General features: G+C 70.7%; 13 protein-coding genes. 10 read left to right on the top strand and 3 right to left on the bottom strand.

Annotated features, from left to right (window positions below; all coding sequences use genetic code 11):
* The first annotated feature begins 77 nt into the window (after nucleotides 1-77).
* The 4 genes from ASC65_RS06310 (at nucleotide 78) to ASC65_RS06295 (ending at nucleotide 5,400) form a co-directional block, all read left to right on the top strand.
* The gene (locus ASC65_RS06310) at nucleotides 78-1,367 is read left to right on the top strand and encodes a multidrug effflux MFS transporter (RefSeq protein WP_056450694.1); all 1,290 of its coding nucleotides are present in this window, start codon (nucleotides 78-80) and stop codon (nucleotides 1,365-1,367) included.
* 61 nt (nucleotides 1,368-1,428) lie between these two features.
* Entirely contained in the window at nucleotides 1,429-3,381 is a 1,953-nt protein-coding gene (locus tag ASC65_RS06305; RefSeq protein ID WP_056450691.1) for a M1 family metallopeptidase, read from the top strand.
* 118 nt (nucleotides 3,382-3,499) lie between these two features.
* On the top strand, nucleotides 3,500-4,552 hold the full coding sequence (locus tag ASC65_RS06300) for a UbiA family prenyltransferase (protein ID WP_056450688.1): 1,053 nt from the start codon (nucleotides 3,500-3,502) through the stop codon (nucleotides 4,550-4,552).
* Between the two features lie 11 nt (nucleotides 4,553-4,563).
* Nucleotides 4,564-5,400 (top strand): DUF3298 and DUF4163 domain-containing protein, encoded by an 837-nt coding sequence (locus ASC65_RS06295; RefSeq protein WP_056450686.1) that lies wholly within the window; start codon nucleotides 4,564-4,566, stop codon nucleotides 5,398-5,400.
* 175 nt (nucleotides 5,401-5,575) lie between these two features.
* On the opposite strand, the gene ASC65_RS06290 is transcribed toward ASC65_RS06295, so the two are convergent.
* Genes ASC65_RS06290 through ASC65_RS06280 form a run of 3 tightly spaced genes read right to left on the bottom strand, consistent with a single transcriptional unit; the run spans nucleotide 5,576 to nucleotide 7,153 of the window.
* A complete protein-coding gene (locus ASC65_RS06290; protein ID WP_056450682.1) occupies nucleotides 5,576-6,523 on the bottom strand; it encodes an alpha/beta fold hydrolase in 948 nt (315 codons plus the stop codon).
* 31 nt (nucleotides 6,524-6,554) lie between these two features.
* Complete coding sequence (locus ASC65_RS06285; RefSeq protein ID WP_056450680.1) at nucleotides 6,555-6,752, bottom strand: helix-turn-helix transcriptional regulator; 198 nt, start codon at nucleotides 6,750-6,752, stop codon at nucleotides 6,555-6,557.
* Nucleotides 6,749-7,153, bottom strand: a complete 405-nt coding sequence (locus ASC65_RS06280) for a hypothetical protein (protein ID WP_056450677.1) — start codon at nucleotides 7,151-7,153, stop codon at nucleotides 6,749-6,751. The genes ASC65_RS06285 and ASC65_RS06280 overlap by 4 nt, the downstream gene beginning before the upstream one ends.
* Before the next feature lie 133 nt (nucleotides 7,154-7,286).
* Between ASC65_RS06280 and ASC65_RS06275 the strand changes: the two genes are divergently transcribed.
* The 6 genes from ASC65_RS06275 to ypfJ all read left to right on the top strand — a co-directional run bounded on the left by ASC65_RS06275 (nucleotide 7,287) and on the right by ypfJ (nucleotide 12,161).
* Nucleotides 7,287-8,228, top strand: coding sequence for a fatty acid desaturase family protein (locus ASC65_RS06275; RefSeq protein ID WP_056450674.1), 942 nt, complete (start codon nucleotides 7,287-7,289; stop codon nucleotides 8,226-8,228).
* Nucleotides 8,229-8,301: 73 nt separating this feature from the next.
* Complete coding sequence (locus ASC65_RS06270) at nucleotides 8,302-8,673, top strand: hypothetical protein (protein WP_056450671.1); 372 nt, start codon at nucleotides 8,302-8,304, stop codon at nucleotides 8,671-8,673.
* Nucleotides 8,674-8,726: 53 nt separating this feature from the next.
* The gene (locus tag ASC65_RS06265) at nucleotides 8,727-10,082 is read left to right on the top strand and encodes a DUF6880 family protein (RefSeq protein ID WP_200939799.1); all 1,356 of its coding nucleotides are present in this window, start codon (nucleotides 8,727-8,729) and stop codon (nucleotides 10,080-10,082) included.
* Nucleotides 10,083-10,148: 66 nt separating this feature from the next.
* On the top strand, nucleotides 10,149-10,799 hold the full coding sequence (locus ASC65_RS06260) for a class I SAM-dependent methyltransferase (protein ID WP_056450668.1): 651 nt from the start codon (nucleotides 10,149-10,151) through the stop codon (nucleotides 10,797-10,799).
* A gap of 50 nt (nucleotides 10,800-10,849) precedes the next feature.
* Nucleotides 10,850-11,251, top strand: coding sequence for a hypothetical protein (locus tag ASC65_RS06255; RefSeq protein ID WP_056450665.1), 402 nt, complete (start codon nucleotides 10,850-10,852; stop codon nucleotides 11,249-11,251).
* Between the two features lie 61 nt (nucleotides 11,252-11,312).
* Complete coding sequence (ypfJ, locus tag ASC65_RS06250; protein WP_056450662.1) at nucleotides 11,313-12,161, top strand: KPN_02809 family neutral zinc metallopeptidase; 849 nt, start codon at nucleotides 11,313-11,315, stop codon at nucleotides 12,159-12,161.
* The last annotated feature ends 5 nt before the right edge of the window (nucleotides 12,162-12,166 follow it).

Below are 12,166 nucleotides of genomic sequence, written 5' to 3'. Positions count from 1 at the left end.
CAGCACGGCCCGCCGCAACGCAGCTTTTTCACCCCTCGACGGTTGCAGTTCGCCTCCACCGTTCGCATCTGGCCCCGATGACTGACCTCGCCTCGCCCTCGCCCGCCGCTCCTCCGACCGGCGAGAAGGCGAAGGGACCGGGCTTCCCCGAGTTCGTCGCCCTGATCGCCATGATGATGGCGCTCAACGCCCTGGCCATCGACTCCATGCTGCCGGCCCTGCCCGCCATCGGCGACGCGCTGGGCGTCGTGACGGAGAACAGCCGCCAGTGGGTCATCACCGCCTATCTGCTCGGCTTCGGCGTGACCCAGGTCATCTATGGCCCGCTGGCCGATCGCTACGGCCGCAAGCCGGTGCTCATGATCGGCCTCAGCCTCTATGTGCTGTTCAGCGTCCTGGCCGCCTTCGCCCCGACGTTCGAGCTGCTGATCGCCGCCCGCGTCGGCACCGGCGTCGGCGCGGCGGCCCTGCGGGTGCTGGCGGTCTCCATCGTGCGCGACCGCTACAGCGGCCGGACCATGGCGCGGGTCATGTCGCTCAGCTTCCTGGTCTTCCTCGGCATCCCCATCCTGGCCCCGACCCTCGGCCAGGCCATCCTGACCGTCGCCCCGTGGCCGTGGATCTTCGTCGCCCTGGCCGTGGCCGGCGGCGCCTTCATGATCTGGGCGGCGATCCGCCTGCCCGAGACCCTGCACGCCGAGGATCGCATGCCGATCCAGGTCGGACGCATCGGCGCGGCCTTCAAGGAGGCGCTGACCAACCGCCAGTCGATCGGCTACACCCTCGCCTCGACAGCCATCACCGGCGCCCTGTTCGGCTTCATCAACTCCAGCCAGCAGATCTTCTACGATGTCTTCAAGGCGCCGGAGCTGTTCACCACCGTCTTCGCCATGGTCGCCGGCGGCATCGCCGTGGCCTCCCTGCTCAACGCCCGGCTGGTTGAGCGGCTCGGCTCGCGGCTGATCTCGCACGCCGCCCTGTTCGGCTTCATCGCCGCCGGCGCGGCCCATGCGGCCGTCGCCCTGGCCGGGCTGGAGACCATCTGGACCTTCGCCCTGCTGCAGGGCCTCACCATGTTCTGCTTCGGCTTCATCGCCGGCAATTTCGGAGCCATGGCCATGGAGCCGATGGGCCATATCGCCGGCACCGCCTCCTCGGCCCAGGGTTTCGTCTCCACCACCATCGGCTCGACCCTCGGCTTCCTGATCGGCCAGCAGTTCGACGGCACCGCCGCGCCCATGGCGATCGGCGTCACCGTCATGGGCCTGACCGCCCTGACCTTCGTGCTGATCGCCGAGCGCGGCCGCCTGTTCAAGGCGAAGCACCTGCCGCCCGTCGCGGCGGGAGGGACCCCCGGAGGCGTCTGAGGGGTTGATCTTTGGCCCGTCTACGGGCGTTGTCCGCCGGACATCGCACAAGGACGCACAGATGATCCGCACGACCGGCCTGGTTTCCGCCTTCGCCCTCGCCATCGCCCTCGGAGGATGCGCCTCCATGACCCCCTCTACGATTGACCAGACGCCCGCCGCCCAGGCGCCCGCCCCGGTCGAATACGTGCGCGACATCCACTCCTACGCCCGACCCGAGATCGCCCGCGTCGAGCATGTCGCCCTCGACCTCACGGCCGACTTCAACGCCAAGACCCTGGCGGGCACGGCGGCTCTCGACATCACCGGCCAGCCGGGCGCAACCGAGATCGTCCTCGACGCGCGAAACCTCGACATCCAGGCCGTCACCGACGTGCGCGGCAACGCGCTTCAGTTCACGCTCGGCCAGAACGATCCGATCCTCGGCCAGCCGCTGACGATCCAGTTCCCGGCCCTCGCCGCCGCCGAACAGCGCCGCATCGTCATCCGCTACGCCACCCGCCCGGACGCCGCCGCCCTGCAGTGGCTGACCCCGGCCCAGACCGCCGGCGGCCAGAAGCCCTATCTGTTCAGCCAGGGGCAGGCGATCCTGACCCGCACCTGGGTGCCGACCCAGGACAGTCCGGGCATCCGCCAGACCTGGAACGCCCGCATCACCGCCCCGTCCGACCTCAAGGTGGTGATGAGCGCCGAGGGCCTGACGGAAACGGGCGAGAGCGCCGGTCCGGGCCAGACCGCCTGGCGCTTCCAGATGACCAATCCGGTGCCGCCGTATCTGATCGCCCTGGGCGTCGGCGACGTCGCCTTCCAGGCCATCGACGAGCGCACCGGCGTCTGGACGGAGCCCTCGAAGCTGCACGCCGCCCACGACGAACTGGTCCCCACCGCCGAGATGGTCGACGTGGCGGAGCAGCTGTACGGCCCCTACCGCTGGGGCCGCTACGACCTGCTGGTCCTGCCGCCGTCCTTCCCGTTCGGCGGCATGGAGAACCCGCGCCTGACCTTCGCCACCCCGACCATCATCGCCGGCGACCGCTCGCTGGTGTCGCTGGTCGCCCACGAACTGGCCCACTCCTGGTCGGGCAATCTGGTGACCAACGCCACCTGGGCCGACTTCTGGCTCAACGAGGGCTTCACCGTCTATTTCGAGAACCGGATCATGGAGCAGCTGTACGGGCGTGACCGCGCCCTGATGCTCCAGTCGCTCGGCTGGGGCGACCTGCAGGCGACCCTCGCCGACCTGCCGCCGGAAGATACGCGCCTCAAACTCGACCTGACCGGCCGCGACCCCGACGAGGGCCTGACCGACATCGCCTACGAAAAGGGCGCCGCCTTCCTGCGCACCATCGAGCGCACCGTCGGCCGCGAGAAATTCGACGTCTGGCTCAAGGGCTATTTCGAGCGCAACGCCTTCCGGCCGATGACCACGGAACGCTTCCTCGAAGACATCCGCACCCACCTGATCAAGGGCGACGCCGCCCTGGAGCAGCAGCTGATGATGGACGCCTGGATCTACCAGCCGGGCATGCCGTCGAACTGGCAGCCGCCGGTGTCGAACGCCTTCGTCCCGGTCGACGCCGCCGCCAAGGCCTTCTTCGCCGACAAGGGCCCGGCCTCGGCCATCCCGTGGGCCGGCTGGTCGACCCAGGAGCGCCAGCGCTTCCTGGCCTGGCGTCCGGAAGGCCGCGCCGCCGGCGCCGACTGGCTGACCGGGGCCCAGCTCGCCGACCTGGAATCGACCCTGAACCTGCGCAACGAGGGCAACGCCGAGCTGGTCTACGCCTGGCTGCAGATCGCGGTGCAGCACCGCTACGAGCCGGCCGTGCCGACGCTCGAGCATTTCCTGACCACCCAAGGCCGGCGCAAATTCGTCCTGCCGCTGTTCACCAGCCTCTGGGCCGAAGGCGACTGGGGCCGCCCGATCGCCACTCGCATCTACGCCCAGGCCCGCCCGGGCTATCACCCGGTGACCACCAACTCGGTCGATGCTGTGGTGGGTAGGCCGCAGGGCTAGACGGCGAACGCGTGCGCTTGTCATCCCCGACGACCCCGGCGAAGGCAGGGGAGATCGGGGACGACAAGCCGCAGGCAACGTCTCGACCGCCTAGCCCATCCCGCCTACAACCTTCGCCATGATCTCCGCCCCGCTTCCCGACGCCGGATCGAACTGGGTGGACCGTCATGCGCCGGAGGCGCTGAAGCCCTGGCTCAAGCTCGGGCGCTTCGACCGGCCCGTCGGCATCTGGCTGCTCCTCATCCCCGGTTGGCAGGGCATTGCCCTGGCGCTGGCGCAGTTCCGCAAGCTTCCGGACGCCTATGACGCCTGGCTGTTCATCGGGTTCGCCATCGGCGCCTGTTTGATGCGCGCCGCGGGCTGCGCCTTCAACGACATCGTCGACCGCAAGATCGATCGGCAGGTGGCGCGCACCGCCGACCGCCCGATCGCCTCGGGCCGCATCAGCGTCAAGAAGGCCATGGCCTTCGTGATCGGCTGCAGCCTCGTCAGCCTGCTGATCCTGCTGACCCTGAACTGGACCGCCGTCTTCCTCGGCGTGCTGTCGCTGGCCCTCGTCGCCGCCTACCCCTTTATGAAGCGGATCACCTGGTGGCCGCAGGCCTGGCTCGGCTTGACCTTCAACTGGGGCGCCCTGATGGGCTTCGCGGCGGCCGCCAGCGGCGCAGCCCTGGTGGCGAACGGCATGGTCGCCGCGCCGTCCGGCCCCCTGCTGCCCATGGTCGGGCAGGCCGTCGGCGACTATTCGCTGCACGACACCTACTACGTCTCGCCCAGCCTCAGTCTCTTCCTCCCCGCCCTCCTCCTCTACCTCGGCGGCGTGTTCTGGACCCTCGGCTACGACACGGTCTACGCCCTGCAGGACATCGAGGACGACGCCATGGTCGGGGTGAAGTCGTCCGCCCGCCGCCTCGGCCCGAACGTCCGCAACGGCGTCGCCGGCTTCTATCTGATCAGCCTGGTGTTCGCCGCCGCGGCCGGCCTCACGGCCGGTCTGGGGCCGCTGTTCTGGGTCGGCATGGCCGCCTACGCCCTGCATTTCCGCTGGCAGTTCCGCCGTCTCAAACCCGACGACGGCGCTCTGGCGCTGCGCCTGTTCAAATCCAATCGCGACGCCGGCCTGATCCTGCTTCTCGCCATCATTCTCGGCTCGCTACAGCTTCCGCTCTGAAGGACCCACGCATGAATGCCGCCCTCCGCCTGCTGCTCCTGACCACTGCGGTCGCTTCGCTCGCCGCCTGCAACCGCGACCGCGAGAAGGATGCAGAGCCGGCGGCCCCGGCCGACACGGCCGCCGCGGTCACCCTGCCGGACGCCGGGTCCAATCTGTCCTACGAATCCAAGACGCCCTGGGCCAACGTCAAACTGACCCTGCCCGACGCCGTGAAGTCCCAGCCCGACCTGCACGCCCGCCTATACGCCGAGGAGGTGCGCAAGCTTCGCCAGTTCGTCGAGGGGGCCCAGGGCGAGCGCACCGAGGCCGGCGGCGAGGATGAGCTGCCGCCCTATGAGAACACCATCACCGTCGTCGCCGCCGCCGAAACCGGCAAGCTGCTCAGCCTCAAGCGCACGGCCTTCGACTTCTCGGGCGGCGCCAATCCCAACACCCTGACCAGCGGCCTCCTGTGGGACAAAGCCATGAAGCGGCAGATCGGCCTGGCCGACCTGTTCAACAAGGGCGCCGATCTGACCGCCCTGGACCAGGCCCTGTGCTCGGCGGTCAACACCGCCAAGCGCGCCCGCGTGCCGGACAGCGCCTCGATCACCTTCGACGGCAAGCCCTGGGCCTGCCCGCGCGCCGCCGAGACGCCCTTCGTCCTCGCCGCCGGCACGACGCCGGGCAAGGCGGCGGGCCTGGTCTTCCTGATCGACCCCTACCGCGTCGGGCCCCGTGTCGAGGGCGCCTATGAGATCGCCATCCCGGCCACCGTCTTCCGCTCCCTCCTCGCCCCCGCCTACGCCCCCGAATTCGGCGGCCAGCTGAGCAAGGCCGGGGACGTGACGAAGGTGGCCGGCTGAGCGCGCTGTCAACGGTCGGCGCCCGCACAGCGATTAGTGATTAGTGGTTCGTGATTGCCCGCCTGACCTGCCGACGGGGGCAACTCGCCGTCTGCGGCGCCCCCGACGGCGGACAGCCACTAATCGCTATCCACTAACCACTTGGCATCCACCGCCGCCCGACCAGCGACCCCGGCTACTCCGCCAGGAACTGATCCATGATCCCTCCGAAGACCGTCGGCTGGTCGTTCATGATGAAGTGGCGGCTGCCGTCGACGCGGATCAGCTTCACGCCCGGCAGGGACGCGTACTCCCGCGTCCACAGGGCGTCGGCCATGGCCGCCGGAGCGCCGCCGTCGGCGTCGGAGGCGTAGGGGGCCCAGACCGGGACGCTCATGGTCGCCAGACCCGGGCGCAGGTCGGTGGTCATCACTTCGCGGATCGCCGCCGCCATCGCGTGACGATCACCGGCGGCGGTCCATTCGACCATCTTCTCGCGGGTCGCCGGGTCGCGGGCCAGGCCTGCGGCCTGCATCGCCTGGCCGCTGCGGAACGAGGCGTCGTCCTGGGCCAGCATGCCCGCCGCCGCCTGGTCGGCGAAAGGCTTGGCGCTCTCCACCGTCGCCGTCGGGCCGAAGAGGGCGCTGAAGAAGGGCAGGCTGTCGACGGTCATCACCTTGCCGACCAGCTCGGGATGCTGCTGCGCCAGCATCAGGGCGCTCATCCCCCCCATCGAATGGCCGACCACCGCCGCGTCCTGCAGGCCGCCGTCGCGGATGTAGCGGGCCAGCTCATCGACCACCGGCTGCACGAACGGCCCGTCGCCATGGCTCCACGGCTCGCCGGCGAAGCCCGCCAGCTGCACCAGGTGCACCCGGTGCGTCGCCTTCAACCGCTCGGCCTCGGCGCGCCACACCTCCCGCGAGCAGCCGAAGCCAGGGATCAGGATGACGTCCGGTCCGGACCCGACCACCTCGACCGACAGCCGGTCGGAGACGAAGGGCGAAGGAGCGGCGACGACGGGAGCGGGGGCGGCGGACGCTTCGGTGGCGACCAGCACGGCCCCCCCGAGCGCCGCAGCGGCGACGGAAGCGATGACCAGGGCGCGCAGGGTCGAGCGCCCGAGAGAGCGAGGATACAGCATGGCGATGTCCTTGGATTGGGCCCGACCAAAGTCAGGCGTGAGGATTCTCGAAGATGTCTTCCACCGGCCGTTCGAACAGCACGGCGATGCGATAGGCGAGGTCCAGCGAGGGGTCGTGCTTCTCGGTCTCCAGGGCGTTGACCGCCTGGCGCGAGACCCCGAGCGCCTGGCCCAGCTGCTCCTGGGTCCAGCCGCGCTCGACGCGCAGCAGCTTGAGGCGGTTCCTCATCGGCTGGTCCGGACGAAGGGCTGGACCAGGCCGAAGCAGGCCCAGAACAGCGGGTAGATGATCCAGGCCGGGATGTGCGGCGCGTCGGCGTAGCTCTCGCCGAAGCCCCAGACGCTGGCGATGGCCATGGCCAGGCCCGCGGCGATGATGAACTGTTTGGCGATCAGGGCGCGGACGAACTCGTCGGACTCGTTCATCAGCGACAGGGTCGCCCAGATCTGCCCGACCACCGGCGCCGAAACCGCGAGGGCCAGGCCCCAGGCCGCGACCGGCGAGCCGATGTCGTCGAAGGCCCCGAAGATGGCCAGGACGTTGATCGCGACATAGCCGCTCATGAAGGCCATGGTGCGCACGACATAGCGCCGCCCCGCCGAGGTCCCGTTTTTGCCGACTGCCAACATGTCACGTCCTCCTGACTGAATGTAAGGCCCACCTTACACCGCGATAATGTCATGTCAACCTGACATTTCGTAAGGTCGCCATGACTTACCGCGCCACGCTTGCGACGGACCCGCCCCGGCGTATCCTCCCCTCATGCCAGCCGCGCCCCGCGCCCGTCCCGCCGACCTGTTCACGCCCGAAGAGTGGGCCCCCTTCCAGTCGCGCACCGCCTGGATCGGCCCCCTGCTGGTCGCGCACTGCTGGGCCGTGATCCTGCTGGCCGTCGCCGCGGGCGTGGTCTGGCCCTTTCTGATCCCCCTGTGCGTGGCCATCATCGGCACGCGCCAGCTGGGCCTGGCCATCCTCATGCACGAGGCGGCCCACGGCGGCCTGTCGCCCAACGGCAAGCTCAACGACTTCCTCGGCCACTGGCTGTGCGCCGTGCCCGTCGGCGCCTCGCTCGGCCTCTACCGCCCCTACCACCTCAGCCACCACAAATACGCCCAGCAGGCCGAGGACCCGGATCTGGTCCTGTCCGCCCCCTTCCCGGTCACCCGCGCCTCGCTGCGCCGCAAGATCATCCGCGACCTGACCGGCCAGACCTTCTTCAAGCAGCGGGTGCTGTTCGCCATCAAGGCCTTCTCGACCCAGCGCGACGAGGACATGGCGGAGGGCGCGGTCGTCACCGGCCGCTCCGTCGCCCCCTTCCTGCTGGTCAACCTCGGCCTGCTCGTCGTGGCCATCTTCGCCGGCGCCTGGTGGGCGTACCTCGCCCTCTGGCTGCTGCCGATGGCGACCTGGTTCCCCATGGTCACCCGCCTGCGCAACATCGCCGAACACGCCTGCGTCGAAGGCTCAGCCTCTGACGCGTTCCGCGCCGCCCGCACCACCCGGGCTGCGTGGTGGGAGCGAGCCTTCCTCGCCCCCTACTGGGTCAATTTCCACGCCGAGCACCACCTGTTCATGCACGTGCCCTGCTGGAAGCTCCCGGCCCTGCACCGCGCGCTGCACGCCAGGCCGCAGGGCGAGCGGATGGAGGTCGCGCCGGGCTACGTCGCGGTGCTCAGGACCGCCAGCGGCAAGGGCGTGACCTGACCTCACCCTTCCAGGTGATTGCCCGCCTCGCATAACGGCGCCATCGTCCGCCTCCCATTCCGAGGAGCCGCTCATGCGCACCCCCTTCCTGCTCGCCGGCCTCGCCGCCGCCGTCCTCGCCGCCCCGGCCTTCGCCCAGGCCCCGGCCGGCGAACACGGCGAGGCGCTCAAGACGATGATCACCCAGGCCGCCGCCGGAACCTGCGCCGCCGACCTGATGGCCGAGCAGCTCCTGACCGCCTGCAACCAGCAGATCGCCCAGATGGCCCCCGGCCTGCAGAGCCTCGGCGCCGTCGAGTCCCTGACCTTCGTCCGCACCGAACAGACGCCCCAGGGCCCGGTCGAGATGTACGCGGTCAAATTCGCCGGCGGTCAGACCATGACCTGGTTCATCGGCGGCCGTCAGGGCGACGGCAAGTTCGCTATCGCGGGCACGCAGGGCTAGGGGAAGGACCCGCGGCGACGCGACCAAACCCCACGCCGTCCGTTGAGAGGCCGATGCCGCCCGCCGCCCCCAAAGCTCCACCCAAGACCAAGACGATCAAGAAGACCCTGACCGCTCCCAACCTGGCCCTGCTGGGCGCGGAGCGGCTGGGCGAGCTTCTGGTCGAGGTGGCGGGCTCCGACGCCAATTGGCGCCGTCGCCTGCGCCTGGAGCTGGCCGCCGAGATCGGCGCGGCCGAGCTGGCGCTGGAGCTCGACAAGCGGATGGACGCCCTGGCCGTCGGCAAGGGCAAGGTGTCGTGGCGCAAGCGGCCTGAGCTGATCGAGGACCTGGAGTTCCACCGCCGCCTGATCGTCGAGCGCCTCTCCTCCCTGGACGCTCGTCTCGGCCTTGAGCGGATGATCGCCTGGTTCGACCTCTATCCGGGCCTCGAAATCCGGGTCCGCGACCCCAAGGGCGAGTTGGCCGAGCGCTTCCTCGCCGCCGCCGACGACCTGGCCGCCCTGGCCGCCGCCGCCGGCCCGAAAGTCGCCGCCCCCATCCTGTCCGAGGCCCTGCAAACCCGTTTGTCCGACTGGGCCAAATGGGTCGGGCGCGCCGCGCCGGCCTTGCCCTCCGACCTGGCCGAGGCCCTGCTGTCGGACCTCCTGACCGGCCGCCCGGCTCCCACCGGCCGCCTCGCCCTGGTGGTGCGCAAGCTCGCCGACCGCGCCGCCGACGCCGCCGCCTTCGCCGACACCTTCGACCCCGAGCACCGCACCCGCCCCGAGGTCGGCGCGGAGATCGCCCGCCGCTTCGTCCGCGCCGGACAGCCCGCCGAGGCCCGCGCCGCCCTGGAGGCCGCCCGTCCGCGCGCGCCCGCACCCAGCCGCTGGAACAAGCTGAAGGCCCCGCCCGAGCCGGAACTGTCCGAACCCTGGCAGGCCGCGGAGATCGCCGTCCTCGACGCCGAGGGCCGCGCCGACGACGCCCAGGCCGCCCGCTGGGCCGCCTTCGAGCGTAGCCTCGATCCCGAGGCCCTGCGCGCCTTCGTCAGCCGGCTGGCGGACTTCGACGACGTCGAGGCCCTGGACCGCGCCTTCGCCCACGCCGCCGCCTGGCCCGATCCCATGCCCGGCCTCGACTTCCTGATGACCTGGCCGGCCCTGCCCGAGGCGGCGCGCATGATCACCGCCCGCGCCGACGCCATCCGCGGCGGCAGCCCGCATCTCGAGCTCTGGGCCGGCCGCCTGGCCCGCTTCCCCGCCGCCGCCCTCATCCTCCTGCGCGCCCGCGCGTCGGCCCTCGCCCGCTCTGGCCCCGGCTTCAAGGACGAGGTGACGCACCTCCTCGCCGAGGCGGAGGCGCTGGGGGACCAGCCTGGACTGCCGAGCCACGGCGAGTTCGTCAGAAACCTGAAGCGCTACTGATCCGCCTCCCGCTCGCTGAGCGACTGGGATGAGACGGCGAAGGTCGCAGCCTGATATGGCCGGCAGATGCCCATCGCCGATCCCGCCGCCTTCATCCTCGCCAACACCCGCTTCCAGCCCGTGCCGCACGCGCCGGAGGTGTCGCTGTGGCTGGCCGACGAGATCACCCCGATCTGGCGGCTGACCGAGGAGGAGCTCGGCGAGATGGGCCTGCCGCCGCCGTTCTGGGCCTTCGCCTGGGCGGGCGGTCAGGGGTTGGCGCGCTGGGTGCTCGACCACCCTGAGGAGGTCGCCGGCAAGCGGGTGCTCGACTTCGCCGCCGGCTCGGGCCTGGTCGGGATCGCGGCGATGAAGGCGGGCGCCGCCTCCGCCCTGTGCGCCGACATCGACCCCTTCTGCGGCGCGGCGGTGGCCCTCAACGCCGCCGCCAACGGGGTGGCCCTGACCTTTACCGACGCCGACCTGCTCGACGCCCAGCCGCCCGAGGTCGAGGTGATCTGCGCCGGCGACGTCTTCTACGAACAGCCCATGAGCGGGCGCGTCCTCGACTGGCTGCGCATGGCTGCAGCGAACGGGACCCGCGTCCTCGTCGGCGATCCCCTGCGCACCTACTTCCCCAAGGACGGCTTCGACCTGTTGGCCGAGTACGAGGTCCCGACCACCCGCGAGCTGGAAGACAACGCCGTCAAACGCACCCGCGTCTGGACCCTGCGCTGAATACAGCGGCCACGCTTGGCGTTCCCACTCGCAGCGACCATCTTTGCTGCATGAACCTCCGCCTGCCTCTGATCGTCGCCGCCCTCACCGCGCTCGCCGCGCCGGCGGTCGCCCAGACGGCTCCACCGCTTCCGCGCGCCGGTCTTTACGTGGATCCGCACCGCTACCAGGCGGACCGCCACCGCTATGAGATGGACCGTCTGCGACAGCAGGCCGACGACCGCGCCGCCTTCGCTCGCCAGCTTCAGCTCGAATCCCAGCTCAGCCGCATGGAGGTCCAGGCCGCCCGGCAACCCGACCTCGCCCTGCCCGCCGGCTACCGCGCCCTGCGCTCGCCGGAGGAGGAGCGGGCCTTGCGCCAGTCCGCCACCGAGCGCCGCGAGACGGTTCAGTCCGGCGTCGGCGAGATCGACGCCTGGCTCGACCGCGATCGGACCGAACCGCAGCGTTAACCTGCATCCCTTCGCCGAAAGCCGCGTTCCCGATCCGCAGATTTGAGAGGCGGAGGAACACATGCGCTGGCAGGGCGGACGACGCGGCGGCAATATCGACGATCGACGCGGCATGGGCGGGGTCGGCATCGCCGGCGGCGGCATCGGCGCCCTGGTCCTGGCGGCCATCGGCTATTTCGTCTTCGGCATCGATCCCCAGACCACCCAGCAGGTGGCCAGTTCGCTGGGCGGCGTCGGCTCCACCGAGGCCGGCCGCCAGGGCAGCCCTGAGGATCAGGCCGGCGCCTTCGTCGACGTCATCGGCACCAATGTCGACGACGTCTGGAAGACCAAGCTGCAAGGCTACGCCCCGCCGACGGTGACCATCTATGAGCAGGGCACGGGCACCGGCTGCGGCTACGGCCAGGCCGCCATGGGCCCCTTCTACTGCCCCACCGACCGGCACGTGTACCTGGACCTGTCCTTCTGGCAGCAGATGGAGACCGAGCTGGGCGCCAGCTCCGCCGACTTCGCCAAGGCCTATGTCATCGCCCACGAATACGGCCACCACGTCCAGACCCTGATGGGCACCAACGCCCAGGTCCAGCAGGCCCAGCAGCGCGCCCGCGGCCAGGCCGAGGCCAACCAGTACTCCGTCGCCCTGGAGCTTCAGGCCGACTGCTACGCAGGCGTCTGGGCCGCCAACGCCGCCGCCGTCTCGAACGGCGCCGTGGCCCTGGAGGCCGGCGACCTCGAGGCGGGGCTGCGCACCGCCTCGGCCATCGGCGACGACACCCTGCAGCGCCGCCAGGGCGGCCGCGTGGTGCCCGAGGGCTTCACCCACGGCTCCTCGGCCCAGCGCGTCGAATGGCTGCGCCGCGGCTACCAGACCGGCGACCCCGCCGCCTGCGACACCTTCTCGGCGCTCTAGCGCAA

Source organism: Brevundimonas sp. Root1279 (genome assembly GCF_001425945.1).
Lineage (GTDB): Bacteria > Pseudomonadota > Alphaproteobacteria > Caulobacterales > Caulobacteraceae > Brevundimonas.
Note: the sequence above shows the minus strand (reverse complement) of the source record. Positions and strands in the feature narration are given on the sequence as shown.

Bases quoted from the DNA above. Each gene is read 5' to 3' on its own strand.
- ASC65_RS06310 (WP_056450694.1), top strand. From the start codon at position 78: ATGACTGACCTCGCCTCGCCCTCGCCCGCCGCTCCTCCGACCGGCGAG.
- ASC65_RS06255 (WP_056450665.1), top strand. From the start codon at position 10,850: ATGAACCTCCGCCTGCCTCTGATCGTCGCCGCCCTCACCGCGCTCGCC.
- ASC65_RS06260 (WP_056450668.1), top strand. From the start codon at position 10,149: ATGCCCATCGCCGATCCCGCCGCCTTCATCCTCGCCAACACCCGCTTC.
- ASC65_RS06295 (WP_056450686.1), top strand. From the start codon at position 4,564: ATGAATGCCGCCCTCCGCCTGCTGCTCCTGACCACTGCGGTCGCTTCG.
- ASC65_RS06300 (WP_056450688.1), top strand. From the start codon at position 3,500: ATGATCTCCGCCCCGCTTCCCGACGCCGGATCGAACTGGGTGGACCGT.
- ASC65_RS06305 (WP_056450691.1), top strand. From the start codon at position 1,429: ATGATCCGCACGACCGGCCTGGTTTCCGCCTTCGCCCTCGCCATCGCC.
- ypfJ (WP_056450662.1), top strand. From the start codon at position 11,313: ATGCGCTGGCAGGGCGGACGACGCGGCGGCAATATCGACGATCGACGC.
- ASC65_RS06280 (WP_056450677.1), bottom strand. From the start codon at position 7,153: ATGTTGGCAGTCGGCAAAAACGGGACCTCGGCGGGGCGGCGCTATGTC.
- ASC65_RS06290 (WP_056450682.1), bottom strand. From the start codon at position 6,523: ATGCTGTATCCTCGCTCTCTCGGGCGCTCGACCCTGCGCGCCCTGGTC.
- ASC65_RS06265 (WP_200939799.1), top strand. From the start codon at position 8,727: ATGCCGCCCGCCGCCCCCAAAGCTCCACCCAAGACCAAGACGATCAAG.
- ASC65_RS06285 (WP_056450680.1), bottom strand. From the start codon at position 6,752: ATGAGGAACCGCCTCAAGCTGCTGCGCGTCGAGCGCGGCTGGACCCAG.
- ASC65_RS06275 (WP_056450674.1), top strand. From the start codon at position 7,287: ATGCCAGCCGCGCCCCGCGCCCGTCCCGCCGACCTGTTCACGCCCGAA.
- ASC65_RS06270 (WP_056450671.1), top strand. From the start codon at position 8,302: ATGCGCACCCCCTTCCTGCTCGCCGGCCTCGCCGCCGCCGTCCTCGCC.